This window comes from Hamadaea sp. NPDC050747, assembly GCF_040654195.1.
GTDB lineage: Bacteria > Actinomycetota > Actinomycetes > Mycobacteriales > Micromonosporaceae > Hamadaea.
The window spans coordinates 271,193-289,698 of the sequence record NZ_JBFAHM010000007.1 but is presented as its reverse complement, the minus strand read 5'-3'; the positions used below and the strand labels follow the sequence as shown (position 1 = coordinate 289,698).

The following is an 18,506-nucleotide window of genomic DNA, read 5'->3' as shown; positions in this document are numbered from 1 at the left end:
CAGCCACAATCGAGTCATGGATCACCCGGAACTTGCCGTTCCGAGCGCGCCGGCCTGGACGCGCCCGGCCGTCATGCTGCCGATCTTCGCGTTCCTGTCGCTCCTGGGCGGCCTGCTCCCGTCCTTCTCCCTCGAAGCCAACGTCTACGTCTTCACCCTCGGCGCGGTGATGATGTACCTCGGGTTGAGCCAGCGTGTCCCGCGCAAGGCCGCCCCGCGCCGCCTCCCCCGGGGACTCGCCTGGTGGCTCCTGCCGGTCGGAGTTTTCGTCGTGTTCGAACTGAGCACGTTCGCGATCGGCGACGACAAGAACTACCCGACGCTGTCGCTCCTGGCCGACCCGTTGCTGGACGACTACCTGCCGCGCGCGATCTTCTACTTCGGATGGCTGGCCGGCTTCTGGGGGTTGGTACGCCGATGAGAATGCTCGCCATCGCCGGGTTCATCCTCGCCGGGCTGCTCGTCCTCGCCGTCGAATGGGCCGCTCGGCGTACGTCGCGGATTCCGACGCTGGGCGACCTGGCCGCCGTCGTCATGACCCACGAGGTCGGGCGCATCCCGGTCGGGCGGATCGCCGTCTTCGGCTTCTGGTGGTGGGTCGGCTGGCACTTCCTGGCCCGCTGACTGGCCCCTTTCTTGAAAGCGCTGGATCAGGGTTCTCGGTCGAATCTCGGCTCAAGATTCGACCCGGAACCCTGATCCAGCGCTGACGGCCCGCTCTCTTCACCTGACCGTGCGGGTTCTGTCGGGCAGCGGACGCCCAGAATCTGGGAAAGGTGTTCCTGCATGTGGACCTGAACGATAGTTTTGCGAACTATGCAAACTAACGTTAAGTCAGCTCCCGCCAAGCCCAAGCCCAGCGCCGACGAGCAACGTGAGCAGATGCGCCGCGCACTGCAGACGTCCATGGACACCCGCCAGTAACTACCAGCTATGAATTGACTCCTTACAAGGAGAACGGCACCATAGGCGGGTGACCCCCAGCCTCCGGCGCATCGCGGCGCTCGCGCTACCCGCGCTCGTAGTTCTCGCCGCTGAGCCCCTCTACCTTCTGGTCGACACCGCCGTGGTCGGCCATCTGGGCCGCGTGCCACTGGCCGCGCTCGCGATCGGCGGGACGATCCTCGCCGTGACCGCCTGGCTCGGCAACGTCCTCGCGTACGGCACCACCGGCCGGGCCGCGCGCAGCTTCGGCGCGGGCTCCCGGCGTACCGCCGTGGAGGAGGGCGTCCAGGCCTCGTGGCTCGCCCTGGCGGCCGGCCTCGTCTTCGTCGTGGCCGCCCAGCTGTTCGCCGGGCCGGTCACCCGTGCCCTCAGCGGCGACGCCGAAGTCGCCGAGCATGCCGAACTGTGGCTGCGCATCGCCTCGCTGGGGATCCCGTTCATCCTGCTCGTCTTCGCGGGCAACGGCTGGATGCGAGGCGTCCAGGACACCCGCCGGCCGCTGCGCTACGTCCTCGGCGCGAACGTCCTCTCGGCCGTCCTCTGCCCGCTGCTGGTGTACCCGGCCGGCCTCGGGCTCGCCGGCTCCGCCGTGGCCAACGTCGCCGCCCAGGTCGTCGGGGGAGCACTGTTCGTGCGGGCGCTCGTCGCGGAACGCGTACCGCTCGCGCCGCACCCGGCCATGCTCCGGCAACAGCTCGTCCTCGGGCGGGATCTGCTCGTCCGCGGACTCGCCTTCCAGCTCTGCTTCCTCTCGGCGGCCGCCGTCGCCGCCCGGTTCGGCGCGGCCGCGGTCGCCGCCCATCAGGTGGGGCTCCAGCTCTGGATGTTCTGCGCGTACGCCCTCGACGCGATCGCCATCGCGGCGCAGTCCCTGATCGGGGCGGCGCTCGGGGCCGGTGACGTGCTCACCGCGAAGCGTACGGCGGTCCGGATCGGGCAGATCGGGCTCGCCGCGGGCGTGATCTTCGGCATCGGCGTCCTGGCGTTGGCCCCGGTCCTGCCGCATCTGTTCAGCAACGACCCGGACGTCCTGGGCCAACTCGCCATCGTGTGGCCGTGGTTCATCGGGATGCTCCCGCTCAACGGGGTGGTCTTCGCCCTCGACGGCGTCCTCGTCGGCGCCGGCGACGCCCGCTACCTGCGGAACCTCACGATCGTCGCGGCGTTGGCCGGCTTCCTGCCCGCCATCTGGCTGGCGCTGTGGTTCGACCTCGGGCTCGGCGGGGTGTGGGCCGGGCTCACCCTCTTCATCGTGCTGCGGCTGGTTGCGCTGCTCCTCCGGCTGCGGGACGGCTCCTGGGCGGTGCCCGGCGTCGCCCGCGCCTGACGCCATCCCTCGGCACTCTTCCCGGCAAACGATCATCGACTTGAGGGAATGATCAGGACCGCGCGGACATGACACACCGGTCGATCACGCACATAGGTTCATGATCGCGCGGACAGAACGGGGGCAGGGCGGGGCAGGGCAGGGGCAGGGGGCGGACAGAACGGTGCCGGAACTGCGGGGAAGGGGCGAAAGGTCTAGACTCGCGCGGTGCGGCGGATTCCCCTGATCCTGGCGATCGTGGCGGTGGTGCTCGGGCTCGGCCTGATCGGCGGGGTCGCGCTGCTGGGCGGGGGCGCGTCGGGGAAGAACTCGCCGGCGTCGTTCGTGGACGACCCTGGTGAGGCGAAGGTCGAGTCCAGCCCGCCGGTGAGCCCGAGCGCGGCGGTGAAGACGCCGAAGCCGCTGGTCTACAAGTTTCCGGTGCAGGGTACGGCGTCCTACGCGCATACTCACCACGACTATCCGGCCAGCGACATCATGGCCAAGTGCGGCAGTGGCGTCGTCGCTCCGATCGACGGCGTGATCCTCGAGGTGAGCCTGGAGGACACCTGGGACGCCGAGGTCAACTCGGGGGCGACCCGCGGCGGGTTGTCCTGGTCGTTGCTCGGTGACGACGGCATCCGCTACTACGGTTCGCACCTCTCGGAGGTCGACAAGACCACCAAGCCCGGCGCGCGCGTGGTGGCGGGTCAGCACATCGGCAAGGTCGGCAAGACGGGTGACACGACCGCTTGTCACCTGCACTTCGGGATCTCGCCCGTCTGCAAGAAGACCGGCGACTGGTGGATCCGGCGCGGCGTCATCTACCCCTGGTCCTATCTGGACGCCTGGCGCAAGGGCGTCGCGAAGTCCCCGGTCGCGGCCATCCAGGCCTGGCAGAAGCAGCACGGCTGCCCCGGCAAGCCGCTCACCGACCCGTAAAATACGCTGTTCGGCATGGCGGAACACCAGGTCACCGACGGGCTGATCGTCGTCGACAAAGCGCCGGGCATGACCTCGCACGACGTCGTGGCCCGGTGCCGGCGGATCGCGCGCACGCGCAAGGTCGGCCACGGCGGCACCCTCGACCCGATGGCGACGGGGGTCCTGGTGATCGGCGTCGGCAAGGCCACGCGCCTGCTCACCTACGTGGTCGGCACGCGCAAGGTCTACCGCGCCACGATCCGGCTCGGCCAGACCACGGTGACCGACGACGCGGAGGGCGAGGTCACCGCTTCGGTTCCGGCCGCGCATCTTTCCGACCAAGGCGTACGCACACAGCTGGCCACGATGACCGGCGAAGTGGATCAGGTGCCGAGCGCCGTCTCCGCCATCAAGGTCAACGGCGTACGCGCGTACAAGATGGTCCGGGAGGGTGAGGCGCCCGAGTTGGCCGCCCGGAAGGTGACCATCGAGCGGATCGACGTCTTCGACGTCCGGCGGGACGGCGACTTCGTGGACGTGGACGTCGAGGTGGCCTGCTCGGCTGGGACCTACATCCGTGCCATCGCGCGGGATCTCGGCGTCGCCCTGGGTGTCGGCGGCCATCTCACCGCGCTTCGCCGGACCGCGGTCGGCGGATTCACCCTCGATGAGGCGTACCCCTTGGAGAAACTCGCGGACCTGGCCGAGGCCGGCGGTGATCCGGTGACGTTGCCGCTGGCCGCGGCCTTGCGCCGGGCGATGCCGATCCGCGAGGTGGACGAGGCGGGCGCGAAGGTCCTGTCGCACGGCGGACCGCTGGAGGCGATCGGCCTCGACGGCTCCTACGGGGTGCTCGGGCCGGACGGTACCCCCCTGGCGGTGGTCTCGGAACGGGGCGGCAAGGCGCGGCCCGAGATCGTCCTGGCCGCGGCCTGAACCGCCGAGAAGACCAGCGCGTAGATCGTCACCGCGACAGCGGCGGCGGTGACCGTGCCGACGGCCGCCCCGTAGAGATGCAATTCGAGGTGGTCGAGGCGCTGCATGGTGGCCAGGTAGTAGGCCCCACCGGCCAGAGTGGCCGCCACCAGGAGCGCTCCCGTCGCGACCCGGGTACGCGAGCTGAGCCGAAGACCCGCCGGCCGGTGCGGGATCGACCGCCGTAGCCGCCACCCGGCCCACACCGCTAGGGCCAGCAGCCCGAGCACGGTCGACGCGTACTGGAGGAGGTGAAAGAGCGGCATGCCGAGGACCGGACGAGCCAGCCAGTCGCCCCAGATGGCGATGCTCCGGACATGGGTGAAGCTGTCCCAGAACGCGTGCGTGGACGCGCCGACCGCGGCGCCGACCGGAACCCACAGCAGGTACGCCGGATGCCGTAGCCGCGTGGCGGCGGGGATGCGGTCGCCGATCGCGCTCGGCAGGAGCTGGATCAAGGCGGCCCGGAAGAAGAGGTGGTAGGCCGCGACCGCCACACAGGTGGCGACCGCGTCGACGCTGACGATGCCCGCCGGCGAATGGGTGAAGGCGTACGAGGGCCACTGTGGAAGGAACAATGGCAGATCGGGGATCATCGACCCGATCGCCAACGCGGCAGGCACGTACGCCACCCGGGTCACCGGTCGGCGGAGAAGCGGCAGAACGGCGGCGATGTGACTCGGTGTGAACGGCATCAGGCGTCAGCCTAGAGCGGGACACGATCTTGCGGTGCCCCACGGGATTGGCGTCGCTCGCCTACGCTGCCGCTCATGACGGACAGCGCGGCCGGCGCCGCGAGCGCGCCCGACGACAGCCTCCTGCGGCACTGGCGGCTGCTCGTCGCCGTGGTCGCACCGGTGGTCGCCGTCGCCACGCTGGTCCAGTCGGTCCTGGAAGTGCTCGGAGCCGGTGGGACCACCGTCGTCGTGGACGGGCTGACGCTGCGTACGCCCGGCTGGCCCGACGTCGTCGAGGCGATGCTCTGGGTCGTCGCTTGGGCGTGGTCCCTGGGCGCCGTCATGATCGCCGTCAAGGGAACGCTGCTCGGTGCGCCGCCGAGCGCCTTCGACGCGTTGCGTCAGGCCGTCCGGCGAGTGCCCGCGCTGCTCGGGGTGATGCTGATGGCCGCGGTCGGCTTCGGCGCGCTCCTCTTCCTCGCCGTCGCGGTGGGCAATCTGTTCGGCCCGTTGGCCCTCGTCTGCGTGGGGCTCGCCGTCTTCGTGGCCGGTCCACTCATCGGGGCGTTGCCGGTGGCGGCCCTCGACGGGCTCGGCGTCGGGCAGTCGGCCGCCGCCGGCGTCAGGTACGCCGAAAGCCGCCGCGGGCGCATGTTCTTCCTCCTGATCGGGCTGGCCGCGGCGGCGGTGCCGGCCGGATGGCTGTCGAATGCGCTGCCCGACGTGACAGCTGGTCCGATCACGGCCGCCCTCGGCCGGCTCGCGGTGGCGGCCCTGACCGTGGCGGCGATCGGCGTACAGGGGGCGATGCTGGCCCGCTGGCGAGTCGACCTCGACGGCGAACGGGCGCGGGAATCGTCGGCGCCCTGCCCCGGGCACTGGCTGGTGGCGTGTGGTGGGCTGACCGTGGTCGTCGTCGTGGCGGCCGGAGTCGTCCTCGTGAACCCGATGGGCGTACCGGTGCTGAGCACCTCCTCCACCGTCAAGTCCACCGAGAACCTCGGGCAGTACGCCGTCACCGCCGACGGTGAACCCGAGGTGGGCATCGGCGGATCGAGTCGGCCGCTCGCCTGGGACTCACGCCGGGCGCTGTTCGACGGCGGGACAGCGCTGGTCGGGGTGGCGTACCCGGGCAACGGACCGGTCGAACTCACCGTCTGCGACGGGGCGGACTGCGTACCGGCGCGGGCGCAGCTGGACCGGCCCGGGTTCTACTGGGAGCTGTGGGTGGCCCGGCCGCTGCCCGATGGCGGGATGATCGTCGTCGCCCCGGTGATCGAGCGCGGGATGCTCGCCGGGACGGCCAAGCTCGTCGCCTGGATCTGCCCCGACCGGACCTGCCAGTCGTCGCGGCGTGTCGAGGTGGCCGACGTGAACTACAACCCGCCCCAGGATCTCCCGTTCGCCGTCGGCGTCGGTCCCGAGGGTGCGCCCGTGGTGGCGTACGGGACGACCGGTCAGACCAGCCTGACCGTCGTCCGCTGCGCCGACCGCGCCTGCGAGCACACCTCGACGGAGCACGGCGAGGTCGCGGCATTGGTCGACGGCGAGTGGCCGGGGCTGGTCGGGCTCGGCTTCGACCGGGACGGGCGCGTGGTCGCCGTGCTGGCCGGTCGGCCCCACGCGACTCCAGCGGGGCTGCACGTCCGCGTCGGGCGTGCGTCCCGGCCCCGGGTGATCAGCGTCACCTGCGGCGACGACAGCTGCGAACGGCGTACCACTCGGGCCTGGAACGAGATCGCCGCCGACGGCGGTGACCTGCGCGCGTGGCCGGTGCCGATGCCCGACGGGCACCTCGCGATCCTGCAGGAGGACTCCCGGGGTGCGCGCCTGATCACGTGCGAACACCACTGTGAAGGTTGATAGTTTTGGGCCTATGCAGCGGTGGAGGGGCGCGGCGCAGGCGCCGCGAGGGTGGGGACGCTCGGTCGTCACGATCGGCGTGTTCGACGGAGTGCACCGGGGCCATCAGGCCACGATCGGCTACGCGGTGAAGCGCGCCCGTGAGCTGGGCGAGGCGAGCGTGGTCGTGACCTTCGACCCGCACCCGTCCGAGGTCGTCCGGCCGGGCTCACATCCGGCGGTGCTGACGACTCAGGAGCGCAAGGCCGAGCTGATCGAGGAGCTGGGCGTCGACGCGCTCTGCGTGGAGCCGTTCACCCGCGAGTTCTCCAAACTGCCGCCCGAGGAGTTCGTGCACGACGTCCTGGTCGAGCACCTGCACGCGGCCGAGGTCGTGGTGGGGGAGAACTTCCGGTTCGGCCACAAGGCGGCCGGGGACGTAGAGCTGCTGACGCAGCTGGGTCGCCGGTTCGGCTTCACCACGACGGCCGCGCCACTGCTGACCGACGACTCGACGGTGTTCTCGTCGACCTACGTCCGGTCGTGCGTGGCGGCCGGAGACGTCGCCGCGGCCGCCGCCGCGCTCGGCCGGCCGCACCGGCTGGAGGGCGTCGTGGTCCGGGGCGACCAGCGTGGACGCCAGCTCGGCTTCCCGACCGCCAACCTGCTGTGCGGTCCGCACGCGGCCATCCCGGCCGACGGGGTGTACGCGGCCTGGCTCCTCCGCGGCGGCAAACAGCTGCCCGCGGCCGTGTCGATCGGCACCAACCCGACCTTCGCCGGGACCGAGCGCCGGGTCGAAGCCTTCGTCCTGGACTTCTCCGGCGACCTCTACGGCGAACGGGTCGCCCTCGACTTCGTGTCGCACCTGCGGCCGACTGTGCGGTTCGACACCTTGGAAGGGCTGGTCGCCGCGATCACCGACGACGTCTCGCGTACGCGCGCCGTGCTCGGCCTCGGCTGAGCGTGCTCGCTGCGCCTGCGCGCGCCCCCGCTGGGCGCGCCCCCGCTGCGCGCGCCCCCGCTGCGCGCGCCCCCGCTGCGCGTGATCATTGCGTCAGCCATGCTGCTTCGCGCGGCGAAATGTCCGTTGAAGCAGCATGGCTGACGCAATGATCTTGGCGTACGCCAGTGGCTCGGCGGCATGATCGACTCCGTAAGGTAACCTTGACGAGGCTCCGCGTACGCCTGCCCGACGCCGCGGGTGCGGAGCCGGGAGTATCCATGAGCCGTCGGCTCACACGCGAAATGGGAGAAAATGGCGCTCGACGCTGCAGTCAAGACTCAGATCATGCAGGAGTACGCGACGACCGAGGGTGACACCGGTTCGCCGGAGGTCCAGGTCGCCGTCCTCACCAAGCGGATCAAGGACCTGACCGAGCACCTGAAGGTGCACAAGCACGACCACCACAGCCGCCGTGGGCTGCTGCTGCTGGTCGGCCGCCGCAAGCGGCTGCTGGCGTACCTCCAGAAGACGGACATCGCCCGATACCGCGCGCTCATCGAGCGCCTCGGCATCCGGCGCTGACGCAAAGATTCAGGGGAGTGACCTGCGGGTCGCTCCCCTGTTGGCAAGACAGCCCGCCTCGCCGGGCTGACAATGCAAGAAAGACGAGGCGCGTTTCCGGCCGCGGGTTGACGCTCGGTCCTCGGTAGTGGCTCCCGGAGCCGTCCCGCCGTCGCGGGGCGTACCCCGAGGGCTTCGATCGAAGACCGGCCGTCCGCCGCCAGTGGGCCGCGCGCGCCAGACGATCGAAGAGGAGTATTCATCCATGACCGAGACCACTCTCGGCACCCAGCACAGCACCGCCGTGATCGACAACGGCGCGTTCGGCACGCGGGAGATCACCTTCTCCACCGGGCGGCTCGCCCGGCAGGCGGCCGGTTCGGTCCTCGCCCAGCTCGGCGACACCGTGGTTCTCTCCGCGACCACCGCGAGCAAGACGCCGAAGGACCAGTTCGACTTCTTCCCGCTCACCGTCGACGTCGAGGAGCGGATGTACTCGGCGGGCCGGATCCCCGGCTCGTTCTTCCGCCGGGAGGGGCGCCCGACCGAGGACGCCATCCTGACCTGCCGCCTGATCGACCGGCCGCTGCGCCCGTCGTTCGTCAAGGGCCTGCGCAACGAGGTCCAGGTCGTCGAGACCGTGCTCGCGCTCGACCCGGCGCACCCTTACGACGTGGTCGCGATCAACGCCGCGAGCATGTCCACCAAGCTGTCCGGCCTGCCGTTCTCCGGCCCGATCGGGGCGACCCGGGTGGCCCTGATCGACGGCCAGTGGGTGGCCTTCCCCACCCACGAGGAGCTGGAGCGGGCCGTCTTCGACATGGTCGTCGCCGGTCGCGTGGTCGGTGACGACGTCGCGATCATGATGGTCGAGGCCGAGGCCACGGAGAACACCGTCAAGCTCGTCGGTGCGGGCGCCAAGGCGCCGACCGAGGAGATCGTGGCCGCCGGTCTGGAGGCCGCCAAGCCGGTTCTCCGTGAGCTGTGCCGGGCGCAGGACGCGCTCGCCGAGGTCGCCGCCAAGCCGGTCACCGAGTTCCCGGTCTTCCTGGACTACCAGGACGACGTCTACGAGGCGGTCAAGGCCGCCGGCGCGGCCGAGGTCGCCGAGGCGCTCAAGATCGCCGGCAAGGCCGACCGGGAAGAGGCGCTCGACCTGGTCAAGGAGAAGGTCATCGCGGCGGTCGCCCCGCAGTTCGAGGGGCGCGAGAAGGAGGTCTCCGCGGCCTTCCGCTCGGTGACCAAGTCCGAGGTTCGCAGCCGCGTCCTCCGCGACAAGATCCGTATCGACGGCCGTGGCCTGGCTGACATCCGGCCGCTGACCGCCGAGGTGCAGGTGCTCCCGCGGGTGCACGGCTCGGCGCTGTTCGAGCGGGGCGAGACCCAGATCCTGGGCGTCACCACGCTGAACATGCTGCGCATGGAGCAGGCGCTGGACACCCTGTCGCCGCAGAAGACCAAGCGCTACATGCACAACTACAACTTCCCGCCGTACTCGACCGGTGAGACAGGCCGCGTCGGCGCCCCGAAGCGCCGCGAGATCGGCCACGGCGCGCTGGCCGAGCGGGCGCTGATCCCGGTCCTGCCGTCGCGCGAGGAGTTCCCGTACGCGATCCGCCAGGTGTCCGAGGCGCTCGGCTCGAACGGCTCGACCTCGATGGGTTCGGTCTGCGCCTCCACGATGTCGTTGCTGACCGCGGGTGTGCCGCTGAAGGCGCCGGTGGCCGGCATCGCCATGGGACTCATCTCCGGTGAGGTCGACGGCAAGACGGAGTACGTCACGCTGACCGACATCCTCGGCGCCGAGGACGCCTTCGGCGACATGGACTTCAAGGTCGCCGGGACGCGGGACTTCGTCACCGCGCTGCAGCTGGACACCAAGCTCGACGGCATCCCGTCGGACGTCCTCGCCGCTGCGCTGCGTCAGGCGCACGACGCCCGCCAGACGATCCTCGACGTCATGCAGGAGGCCATCGAGTCTCCGGGCGAGATGAGCGAGTACGCCCCGCGCGTGACCACGGTGAAGATCCCGGTCGACAAGATCGGCATGGTGATCGGCCCGAAGGGGCAGACCATCAACGCGATCCAGGACGAGACCGGCGCCGAGATCTCCATCGAGGACGACGGCACGATCTACGTCGGCGCGACCAACGGGCCGTCGGCCCAGGCGGCGGTGGATCGCATCAACCAGATCGCGAACCCGACGCTGCCGAAGGTCGGCGACAAGTTCCTCGGCACTGTGGTGAAGACGGCCGCGTTCGGCGCGTTCATCTCGCTGCTGCCGGGCCGCGACGGGCTGCTGCACATCTCCAAGGTGGGCGACGGCAAGCGGGTCGAGAAGGTCGAGGACTTCCTCAACGTCGGGGACAAGGTCGAGGTGGAGATCGCCGAGGTCGACTCTCGCGGCAAGATCTACCTCGACAAGGTCTACCCCGAGGGCGTCGAGAAGCCGGCTCCGGCCGAGCGCCCGGCGGGCCGGGACCGCGAGGACCGCGGTCCGCGTGACCGGGACCGGGGCGACCGCGGCCCGCGTCGCGACGGCGACGACGGCGACCGCGAGCGGCGTCGTCGGCAGCGGCGCGACTGACCGCTGACCGTGAACCAGCCGAACCTGACCGTGCCGTCCAGTGCCTTTCTGGACGGCACGGCGCCGAGGCGCCACAAGCAGCATCCCGTAACCGTGCCGTCCAGTGCCTTTCTGGACGGCACGGTCCGTAGAACCGTTTTGCCGAGCGGGCTTCGCATTCTCACCGAGGATGTACCGGCGATGCGTAGCGTGTCGTTCGGGATCTGGGTGAACGTCGGCTCGCGGGACGAGGCCGAGGACGAGGGCGGCGCGTCGCACTTCTTGGAGCATCTGCTCTTCAAGGGCACGGCGCGGCGTACCGCGCTGGACATCTCGGCCGCCATCGAGGCGGTCGGCGGCGAGACCAACGCCTTCACCACGAAGGAGTACACCTGCTACTACGCGCGGGTGCTCGACGCCGATCTGCCGCTGGCCATCGACGTCATGTGCGACGCGGTCGCCAGTTCGGTGCTCGCCGAGCCCGATGTGGAGACCGAGCGCGGTGTCATCCTCGAAGAGATCGCGATGACCGAGGACGAGCCTTCCGACGAGGTCCATGATCTGCACGCCGAGCTGATCTACGGCGAGCACCCGTTGGCCAAGCTCATCTCCGGCACGGTGTCGTCGATCACGCCGATGTCCCGCGACGGCATCCACAGTTTCTACCGCTCTCGCTACTCCGCCCCGGTCATGGTCGTGGCGGCGGCTGGTCGTCTCGATCACGACCAGGTCGTGGAGCAGGTGATCGCGGCGCTGGCGGGGACACCGCTGGACACCGGGTCGGCGTCGCCTGTCGGGCCGCGCCCCATGGAGACGCCCGTCTTGTACGCCGAGCCGAAGGCGGTCACCCGCCGAAAGGACACCGAACAGGCGCACCTCGTGCTGGGTGGGCCGGGGATCGGGCGGCGCGACGATCGGCGCTTCGCAGTCGGCGTGTTGAACAACGTGCTCGGCGGCGGCATGTCGAGCCGGCTGTTCCAGGAGATCCGGGAGAAGCGCGGACTGGCGTACTCGGTCTACTCCTACACCTCGCAGTACGCCGAGACCGGCACCTTCGGCGTGTACGCCGGTTGTGCGCCGGGCAAGGTGGACGAGGTGCTGGCGATCGTCCGTGATCAGCTGGCCCGTGCGGCCGACGAGCCGATCACGGAGGAGGAGCTGCGGCGGGGACAGGGAATGCTCAAGGGTGCCCTGGTCCTGGGCCTGGAGGACACCGGGTCGCGGATGACCCGGCTGGCCAAGGGCGAGCTGCTCTACGGCGATCTGCTCGATGTGGACGATCTGCTCCGGCGGATCGAAGCCGTCACGCTCGAAGACGTCACCGAGGTCGCCCGGGCTGTGCTGACCGGCCCGGAGTACCTGGCGATGATCGGGCCCCACTGACTGTTCCGGCCGTTCGATCCGTCGGGCGGTGGAAGCCGGGTGGACGGCCGGAACCGGCACAAGGACATCTGACTGTTAGGTTGACGCTGTGACGATTCGGGTCGGAGTGCTGGGCGCCCGCGGGCGCATGGGCCAGGAGGTCTGCCGGGCCGTCTCGGCCGCGGAAGGGCTGGAACTGGTCGCGCAGATCGATCAGGGTGACTCGCTCACCGCGTTGACCGAGGCCGGTGCGCAGGTTGTCGTGGACTTCACCAACCCCGACGTGGTGCTCGACAACGTGCGGTGGTGCGTCGACCACGGCATCCACGTCGTGGTCGGGACGAGTGGGTTCACCGAGGAGCGGCTCGCCGAGGTGCGTTCGCTCCTCGCCGGCAGGCCCGAGGTCGGCGTGGTCGTCGCGCCCAACTTCGCCATCGGCGCGGTGCTCATGATGGAGTTCGCCGAGCGGGCCGCCAAGTACTTCGAGTCGGCCGAGATCATCGAGCTGCACCATCCGCAGAAGGTGGACGCCCCGAGCGGCACCGCTCTGCGTACGGCGCAGCTCATCGCGGCCGCACGGGCGTCGGCGGGGCTGGGCGAGATGCCCGATGCGACGAAGGACGAGTTCGACGGCGCCCGCGGCGCGACCGTCGAAGGCGTACGCGTCCACAGTGTGCGTTCGCGCGGGCTCGTCGCGCACCAGGAGATCCTCTTCGGTACGCCCGGCGAGACGCTGACGATCCGGCACGACTCGTTCGACCGGGCGTCGTTCATGCCGGGCGTCGTGCTGGCCGTCCGGTCCGTCGGGTCCCGGCCCGGCCTGACCGTCGGCATCAACTCGCTCCTCTGAGCCGCCCGTTTCGGGTGGACCGTTGGGCGCTGGATCAGGGTTCTAGGTCGAATCTTGGGGCAAGATTCGACCGGGAACCCTGATCCGCCGCCGAACCGGCGGCCAGGCGGCCGAAGCGGTCAGAGCAGGGTCGCGTACCGGGATTGCGGCACGAGCATGTCCTCGACGTCGAGCGACCGCCGTGCCCCGTCCGGCGCCCACCCGGCCGATCCCAGGAATTTGGGCATCGCGGGCGCCTGATCGAAGACCCAGGCCAGCGCCGAGGTGTAGGCGTCGTCGCGCCAGTGGTCGGCGGCGGCGGCGAGCAGCCGGCTGCCGTGCCCACGCCGGCCCCAGCGCGGTTCGACCAGCAGTTCGGTGATTTCGGCGACATCGGGACCGGCGTCGGGGTCCTCAGCGGGTCCCGAGGCGATGAACCCCACCACGTACGATGAGGTCGAGGACTGTTCGACGGCCACGAGGACCCGATGCCGCTCGGTCGGTGGGGCCATGATCGAATCGCGCCAGGTCGCGGCGAACTCCGTCTCGTCGAGATCGGCGAGGACGTGCCGGGGGAAGAGCCGTCGGTAGGCGATCCGCCAGGTCGCCACCTGGATGCGTGCGATCTCTCCGGCGTCACCGGGCCGCCCGGGGCGGACATGTCCTTGAGCCACGACGTCAGAGCGTAACGAAGTGCCGGATCGGGGAGAGAGAACGGGTGAGACACCGGATCGCGATCGTGGCCGTGCTGGCCGTGGCCGCCCTCGCCTTCGACGCCGCCTTCGCCACCCGGCACGGGTTCTTCGACCTCAAGGTCTACTACGGCGCGGTCAACTGGTGGGTGCACGGCCACGGCGAGCTGTACGACTTCATCAAGCCCCGAAGCACCTACGGCTTCACGTATCCGCCGTTCGCGGCGGTCGCGATGCTGCCGATGGCGTTCGTGCCGTGGGGGGTGGCCATCGGCATCGCCTCACTGATGACGATCGTCGCCACCGGGCTGGTGGTCTGGTGGCTCGTCGCCGAACCGGATCGCCGCTACAAGACCGCCGTGATCCTGGCGCTGCTGATCGCGTACGAGCCGATGCGGGAGACCTTCCTCTTCGGGCAGGTCAACATGCTGCTCGTGGCGTTGGTCGCCGGGGATCTGTTCTTCGGCGTCGGACGGAACCGGCGGTGGGCCGGTCTCGGGATCGGCCTGGCGACCGCGGTGAAGCTGACGCCGGGGCTGTTCATCCTCTATCTGCTGCTGACCAAGCGCTGGCGGGCGGCGTTCGTCGCGATGGGCACCGCCGCCGGTGCGACTCTGGTGACGGCGGCCGCCGCGCCGGACATGGCCCGCGAGTTCTTCACGAACGCGCTGTGGGACACCGATCGGATCGGTTCGCTGGCCTTCATCTCGAACCAGTCGCTCCAGGGACTCGTGGCGCGTCTGAACCCCGAGGACCCGTCGAAGGCGGTGTGGCTGGTCCTGGCGGTCGGCGTACTCGTGGTGTGGGTGGTGCGGAGCCGGCGGGCCTTCCGCGCGGGCGACGAGGCGGCCGGGCTGGCGGTGACGGGCGTCGTCTCCTCCCTGGTCAGCCCAGTGACCTGGATCCACCACCTGGTCTGGCTGATCCCGTCGCTGATCCTGCTGGTGAACGCCGGCTTTGCGGACCGGGCGCATCGGTGGCGGCACTGGGGCGTGGCGGGCGTCGGCTACGCCATCCTTTGCAGCAAGCTGGTCTGGCCGTTCGACGACCATTTCAGCGGCTTCTGGGGCTACCTGGGGAGCAACGCCTACGTGTTCGTCACGTTGGTGCTGCTGTTCGTGACGCCGATCCGCTCACCGCACGAGGTGATAGCGCAGCTCGGGGTAGCGGAACGTGGTCCCGGCGGGACTCCAGAACTCGCGAACCCCGTCCGGCCGTAGCCCGGCCTTCTCGTAGAACCGCCGGGCTCGCTCGTTCTCCTCCAGCACCCACAGCCGCACCTCGGCCTGCGGCAGCTCGGCCAGCGCCGCGGTCAGCAGCGCCCGGCCGAAGCCCCGGCCGTAGACCGGCGGGTCGACGTAGATCGCGAGGATCTCGCCCACCTCCGGGTCGAAGCCGTCCCCGGTCCGATACGGTCCGTAGCTCACATGCCCGACCACCTGGTCGCCGTCCAGGACGACCAGCGTCTGCCACGGTGACTCGCCGGCCGCGCGCTTGGCCAGCTCCGTGCGCCGCCGCTCGGCCCACGCGCCCTGGTCCAGGCCGTCGAGCACCTCGTCCGCGACGATCCCCTTGTACGCCGTCCGCCAGCCGTTGATGTGGCCGGCCACGACGGCGGGCACGTCCTCGTCTCGCAGCGGTCGCACGGTCACCATGGTCGGAACGTATCGCGGCCGGTTCTGTCGTAGCCAGTGGTTATCTTTGCTCGCGATGGAGACGTTGACCTTGACTCAGGCCCGCCGGATCGCCCTGGCGGCGTCCGGCTTCGGCGGCCGGAGCCTCGCCGCCCCGCCGACCGGTCGTCACCTGCGCCGGGTCGTGGAGAGCACCGGCCTGCTCCAGATCGACTCCGTCAACGTCCTGCAGCGGGCGCATTACCTGCCGGCCTACAGCCGGATCGGCCCTTACGACACGGCATTACTCGATCGCGGCAGCTCCCGGCGTCCCCGATGGCTGTTCGAATACTGGGCGCACGAGGCTTCGCTCGTCCCGGTCGAGCTGCAGCCGTTATTGCGCTGGCGGATGGCGACCGCCCGGGAGAAGGCGTGGGGCGGCCCCCGCAGCATCGCCCGCGAGCGTCCGGAGCTGGTCGAGTGGGTGCTCGCCGAGGTGGCCGACCGGGGTCCGGTGACCGCCGCCGAGATCGAGGCCGACGTGCCCAAGCCCAAGGGCGACAACTGGGGCTGGAACTGGTCCGACGTGAAGAAGGCGCTGGAGTTCCTCTTCTACGAGGGCTCGGTCACCAGCGCCGGGCGGACGACCTCGTTCGCGCGGCGCTATGACCTGACCTCGCGAGTGCTGCCGGCCGAGGTGGTCGCGACGCCGACACCCGCCGCCGAGGACGCCCATCGCCGGCTGGTCGAGCGGGCGGCCCGGGCGCTCGGCGTCGCGGCCGAAGCGGAGTTGCGGGACTACTTCCGGCTGCCCACCGACGGCGCCCGCCGGGCGATCGCCGAGCTGGTCGAGGCCGACGTCCTCGTCCCGGTTCACGTGAAGGGCTGGAAGCCGCAGGCTTACCTGCATCGCGACGCGCCGCGCCCGCGCCGGTTCACCGGGGGCACCCTGATCAGCCCGTTCGACCCGCTGATCTGGGAGCGTGGGCGGACCGAGCGGCTCTTCGGCCTGCGCTACCGGATCGAGATCTACGTGCCGGAGCCGCAGCGCGTCCACGGCTACTACGTGTTGCCGTTCCTCGAGGGAGAGCGGTTCACCGCCCGGGTCGATCTGAAGGCCGATCGCAAGGCCGGAGTGCTGCGGATTCCGGCGGCGTGGCTGGAGCCGGGCGCCGACCCGGAGACCACCGCTCGCGCCCTCCGCGCCGAGCTGGAGCGACTGGCCGGCTGGCTCGGCCTCAGCGGCGTCGACAAGGCCGAGCGAGGGGATCTCGCGGCTTTCCTCAACGGTGTAACGTCAACGACATGACGCAGGTGGAGTCCGCACCCCCCGGCCAGTTGGTGGTCGCCGCGCCCGACCGGGTCACCGCCTGGTTCCTGCGCCGCAGCGCGGCTCTGCCGGCCTGGGCCGGTCCCGCCGCCGCGTTGGTCTGCATCGCCGGTGCGCTCGGCTACACCCAGATCACCGACCCGACCACCTCGGCCGCCGGTGACCCGCCGTCCTGCCTGCTCAAGCTGACCACCGGGTTCGACTGCCCCGGCTGCGGCGGCACGCGGGCCGCCTGGTACCTGATGCACGGCGATCTCGCCGCTGCCGCTCGGCACCATCTGTTGTTCGTCTTCGCCGTGCCGTTCTTGATCTACGCCTACGTGGCGTGGGCCGGCAAGAAGGTCTTCAACAAGCAGCTGCCGCAGTTGCGGGTGAGCCCGAAGATGATCGCCTGGTTCCTCGCGATCTGGGGCGTCTTCACGATCCTGCGTAACCTGCCGTGGGCCCCGTTCACCTGGCTCTACGTCTGAGCGACCGCAACCTCGCGGGCTGCGGTCGCCGCGTCGGATCAGGCGGCCCGACCGACCACGATGTCGCCGCTCATCGAGCGCAGGTGCAGCGCGACGTCGGGCTGACCGTTCGCCGGGGCGCCGGAGGGCTGAAGGTCGCTGCGGGCCCGGCCGGACATCGAGCTCAGCTCCATCCACACGCCGACGCCGGGGATGACGCCGACGGCGATGTCGCCGCTGGCGGAGTTGACCTTGGCGGTGCCGTTGCGCAGCGTACGCACGTTGACGTCGCCGGAGGCCGTGCTCACACCGAGGTCTCCGCCGACTGTGCCGAGCTCGACGTCGCCGGAGGCGGTGTGCACCGCGCCCGACCCGTCGATCGTGGCCACGGTGACGTCACCGCTGGCTGAGGTGATCTTGGCGTCGCCGCCCACGTAGGTCGCCTTGATGTCGCCGCTGGCGGTCTTGACTCCGAAGACGCCGGTGACGTTCTCGACGAAGACGTCCGCCGAGGCGCTGTCGACCTGGACCTGCCGGTACGCCCCCGCGCAGGTGGCGTCCGCCGACGCCGTACGCAGATCGAGCGCGCTGTCGGCGGGGATCCGGACGGTGACGGCCAGCCGCGGATGACGCATACGCAGCCAGCCCTTGTGCTCCGGGGTCTTCACGAGCAGGTTCGTGCCGTGCAGTTCGACGACGGTCTGCTCGGCGGCCTCCTTGGAGGCGTCTGAACCGTCCAGTGGTTCGACGCTGACGGTGGCCGTGGTGAGGCCGGGTTGGGCGGTGACGTCGACTCGTCCCGAGCTGACGCGGATGTCGGCGGACAGCGGGCCGGTGACCGGGAACTCGTGCATGGTGATCAATCCCTTCGAGGGTGGCTGAAATGCGAGAGGTCGCTGAGATGCCAGGAGCGGCTGAGGTGTGGGTCAGGATTGGGCGTAGCCGGTGATGCGGCGTCCGGGCGGGAAGCCGGGGCCGGGCGGGAAGCCGGGGCCGGGCCGGAAACCGGGTCCGGGTGGCCCGGGCGGGCCGGGCTGGGTGGCCCCCCACAACGCGCGGACCAGCCAGGCGTTGACCGAGACGCCCTCGGCGGCGGCGGCCCGTTCGATCGTCTCCTTGAGCTGCTCGGGCAGCCGGAGGGTGATCCGGGCCTGCTCGCCCTCGGTCGGCGGTGGGGCGGCGGCCGCGATCGGCTGCTCCGGCTCCGCGACCGCCTCGGTCACGACCAGGTCGGCGTCGCGGCCCCGCAGGCGCACCTCGACGCTCGCGCTGCTCAGCTTGCTCGTGATCTCGGCGGCGGCGTCGGACAACGCCTCCATGAGGCACAGCCGGGCGGAGGCTTCCAGCGAGCCGGCGAGCAGCCCGGCGGCGCGGGTGACGTCGTCCCCGCCGGGCGCGGCCGCGGCGGTCAGATCGCGCTGAAGGTTTTCGAGATACGGCGACAGCTCCATGACTTCACTATGACATCAAGAGTGACGTCATGCAAGTG

General features: G+C 70.5%; 19 protein-coding genes. 14 read left to right on the top strand and 5 right to left on the bottom strand.

All coding sequences use genetic code 11. The features are described from left to right. The first annotated feature begins 16 nt into the window (after window positions 1-16). The 5 genes from AB0H43_RS18705 (at window position 17) to truB (ending at window position 4,111) form a co-directional block, all read left to right on the top strand. Window positions 17-421 (top strand): hypothetical protein, encoded by a 405-nt coding sequence (locus AB0H43_RS18705; protein ID WP_360000621.1) that lies wholly within the window; start codon window positions 17-19, stop codon window positions 419-421. After that, window positions 418-624 carry a DUF6186 family protein gene (locus tag AB0H43_RS18700; RefSeq protein WP_360000620.1) on the top strand — a complete coding sequence of 69 codons (207 nt, stop codon included), beginning with the start codon at window positions 418-420 and terminating at the stop codon, window positions 622-624. Before AB0H43_RS18705 ends, AB0H43_RS18700 begins: the two co-directional genes overlap by 4 nt. A gap of 349 nt (window positions 625-973) precedes the next feature. Next, window positions 974-2,272, top strand: coding sequence for an MATE family efflux transporter (locus tag AB0H43_RS18695; protein ID WP_360000619.1), 1,299 nt, complete (start codon window positions 974-976; stop codon window positions 2,270-2,272). A 207-nt stretch (window positions 2,273-2,479) separates the two neighbouring features. Then, a complete protein-coding gene (locus AB0H43_RS18690) occupies window positions 2,480-3,193 on the top strand; it encodes a M23 family metallopeptidase (protein WP_360000618.1) in 714 nt (237 codons plus the stop codon). 15 nt (window positions 3,194-3,208) lie between these two features. After that, window positions 3,209-4,111, top strand: coding sequence for a tRNA pseudouridine(55) synthase TruB (gene truB / locus AB0H43_RS18685; RefSeq protein ID WP_360000617.1), 903 nt, complete (start codon window positions 3,209-3,211; stop codon window positions 4,109-4,111). Here the strand turns inward: truB and AB0H43_RS18680 are convergent. Next, a complete protein-coding gene (locus AB0H43_RS18680) occupies window positions 4,018-4,845 on the bottom strand; it encodes a DUF4184 family protein (protein WP_360000616.1) in 828 nt (275 codons plus the stop codon). The genes truB and AB0H43_RS18680 overlap by 94 nt on opposite strands. 75 nt (window positions 4,846-4,920) lie before the next feature. On the opposite strand from AB0H43_RS18680, the gene AB0H43_RS18675 reads away from it, so the two are divergent. The 6 genes from AB0H43_RS18675 to dapB all read left to right on the top strand — a co-directional run bounded on the left by AB0H43_RS18675 (window position 4,921) and on the right by dapB (window position 12,954). Next, the gene (locus AB0H43_RS18675) at window positions 4,921-6,690 is read left to right on the top strand and encodes a hypothetical protein (protein ID WP_360000615.1); all 1,770 of its coding nucleotides are present in this window, start codon (window positions 4,921-4,923) and stop codon (window positions 6,688-6,690) included. A 13-nt stretch (window positions 6,691-6,703) separates the two neighbouring features. After that, window positions 6,704-7,633: a bifunctional riboflavin kinase/FAD synthetase gene (locus AB0H43_RS18670; RefSeq protein ID WP_360000614.1), complete on the top strand. Its 930-nt coding sequence runs from the start codon at window positions 6,704-6,706 to the stop codon at window positions 7,631-7,633. A gap of 294 nt (window positions 7,634-7,927) precedes the next feature. After that, window positions 7,928-8,197: a 30S ribosomal protein S15 gene (rpsO, locus tag AB0H43_RS18665; RefSeq protein ID WP_253756812.1), complete on the top strand. Its 270-nt coding sequence runs from the start codon at window positions 7,928-7,930 to the stop codon at window positions 8,195-8,197. Between the two features lie 244 nt (window positions 8,198-8,441). Beyond that, on the top strand, window positions 8,442-10,763 hold the full coding sequence (locus AB0H43_RS18660) for a polyribonucleotide nucleotidyltransferase (protein WP_360000613.1): 2,322 nt from the start codon (window positions 8,442-8,444) through the stop codon (window positions 10,761-10,763). Window positions 10,764-10,856: 93 nt separating this feature from the next. After that, window positions 10,857-12,125 carry a pitrilysin family protein gene (locus AB0H43_RS18655; RefSeq protein ID WP_360000887.1) on the top strand — a complete coding sequence of 423 codons (1,269 nt, stop codon included), beginning with the start codon at window positions 10,857-10,859 and terminating at the stop codon, window positions 12,123-12,125. Between the two features lie 88 nt (window positions 12,126-12,213). Beyond that, on the top strand, window positions 12,214-12,954 hold the full coding sequence (gene dapB, locus AB0H43_RS18650) for a 4-hydroxy-tetrahydrodipicolinate reductase (RefSeq protein ID WP_360000612.1): 741 nt from the start codon (window positions 12,214-12,216) through the stop codon (window positions 12,952-12,954). Window positions 12,955-13,073: 119 nt separating this feature from the next. On the opposite strand, the gene AB0H43_RS18645 is transcribed toward dapB, so the two are convergent. Further along, complete coding sequence (locus AB0H43_RS18645) at window positions 13,074-13,607, bottom strand: GNAT family N-acetyltransferase (RefSeq protein ID WP_360000611.1); 534 nt, start codon at window positions 13,605-13,607, stop codon at window positions 13,074-13,076. A gap of 44 nt (window positions 13,608-13,651) precedes the next feature. Between AB0H43_RS18645 and AB0H43_RS18640 the strand changes: the two genes are divergently transcribed. Further along, a complete protein-coding gene (locus tag AB0H43_RS18640; protein WP_360000610.1) occupies window positions 13,652-14,845 on the top strand; it encodes a glycosyltransferase 87 family protein in 1,194 nt (397 codons plus the stop codon). Here the strand turns inward: AB0H43_RS18640 and AB0H43_RS18635 are convergent. Further along, complete coding sequence (locus AB0H43_RS18635; protein ID WP_360000609.1) at window positions 14,759-15,280, bottom strand: GNAT family N-acetyltransferase; 522 nt, start codon at window positions 15,278-15,280, stop codon at window positions 14,759-14,761. The genes AB0H43_RS18640 and AB0H43_RS18635 overlap by 87 nt on opposite strands. A gap of 46 nt (window positions 15,281-15,326) precedes the next feature. On the opposite strand from AB0H43_RS18635, the gene AB0H43_RS18630 reads away from it, so the two are divergent. Next, window positions 15,327-16,547 (top strand): crosslink repair DNA glycosylase YcaQ family protein, encoded by a 1,221-nt coding sequence (locus tag AB0H43_RS18630; protein ID WP_360000608.1) that lies wholly within the window; start codon window positions 15,327-15,329, stop codon window positions 16,545-16,547. Further along, the gene (locus AB0H43_RS18625; RefSeq protein WP_360000607.1) at window positions 16,544-17,038 is read left to right on the top strand and encodes a DUF2752 domain-containing protein; all 495 of its coding nucleotides are present in this window, start codon (window positions 16,544-16,546) and stop codon (window positions 17,036-17,038) included. Before AB0H43_RS18630 ends, AB0H43_RS18625 begins: the two co-directional genes overlap by 4 nt. A gap of 38 nt (window positions 17,039-17,076) precedes the next feature. Here the strand turns inward: AB0H43_RS18625 and AB0H43_RS18620 are convergent, their stop codons facing one another. Together AB0H43_RS18620 and AB0H43_RS18615 are read right to left on the bottom strand one after the other, a co-directional pair. Next, on the bottom strand, window positions 17,077-17,871 hold the full coding sequence (locus AB0H43_RS18620; RefSeq protein ID WP_360000606.1) for a DUF4097 family beta strand repeat-containing protein: 795 nt from the start codon (window positions 17,869-17,871) through the stop codon (window positions 17,077-17,079). A 72-nt stretch (window positions 17,872-17,943) separates the two neighbouring features. Continuing rightward, window positions 17,944-18,468 carry a toxin-antitoxin system HicB family antitoxin gene (locus AB0H43_RS18615; RefSeq protein WP_360000605.1) on the bottom strand — a complete coding sequence of 175 codons (525 nt, stop codon included), beginning with the start codon at window positions 18,466-18,468 and terminating at the stop codon, window positions 17,944-17,946. Window positions 18,469-18,506 lie beyond the last annotated feature (38 nt).

What these genes read in the sequence shown, in the direction of transcription:
- AB0H43_RS18660 (WP_360000613.1), top strand. Translation starts at nt 8,442, where the DNA reads ATGACCGAGACCACTCTCGGCACCCAGCACAGCACCGCCGTGATCGAC.
- AB0H43_RS18620 (WP_360000606.1), bottom strand. Translation starts at nt 17,871, where the DNA reads ATGCACGAGTTCCCGGTCACCGGCCCGCTGTCCGCCGACATCCGCGTC.
- AB0H43_RS18635 (WP_360000609.1), bottom strand. Translation starts at nt 15,280, where the DNA reads ATGGTGACCGTGCGACCGCTGCGAGACGAGGACGTGCCCGCCGTCGTG.
- AB0H43_RS18615 (WP_360000605.1), bottom strand. Translation starts at nt 18,468, where the DNA reads ATGGAGCTGTCGCCGTATCTCGAAAACCTTCAGCGCGATCTGACCGCC.
- AB0H43_RS18675 (WP_360000615.1), top strand. Translation starts at nt 4,921, where the DNA reads ATGACGGACAGCGCGGCCGGCGCCGCGAGCGCGCCCGACGACAGCCTC.
- AB0H43_RS18625 (WP_360000607.1), top strand. Translation starts at nt 16,544, where the DNA reads ATGACGCAGGTGGAGTCCGCACCCCCCGGCCAGTTGGTGGTCGCCGCG.
- AB0H43_RS18670 (WP_360000614.1), top strand. Translation starts at nt 6,704, where the DNA reads ATGCAGCGGTGGAGGGGCGCGGCGCAGGCGCCGCGAGGGTGGGGACGC.
- truB (WP_360000617.1), top strand. Translation starts at nt 3,209, where the DNA reads ATGGCGGAACACCAGGTCACCGACGGGCTGATCGTCGTCGACAAAGCG.
- AB0H43_RS18705 (WP_360000621.1), top strand. Translation starts at nt 17, where the DNA reads ATGGATCACCCGGAACTTGCCGTTCCGAGCGCGCCGGCCTGGACGCGC.
- AB0H43_RS18680 (WP_360000616.1), bottom strand. Translation starts at nt 4,845, where the DNA reads ATGCCGTTCACACCGAGTCACATCGCCGCCGTTCTGCCGCTTCTCCGC.
- AB0H43_RS18700 (WP_360000620.1), top strand. Translation starts at nt 418, where the DNA reads ATGAGAATGCTCGCCATCGCCGGGTTCATCCTCGCCGGGCTGCTCGTC.
- rpsO (WP_253756812.1), top strand. Translation starts at nt 7,928, where the DNA reads ATGGCGCTCGACGCTGCAGTCAAGACTCAGATCATGCAGGAGTACGCG.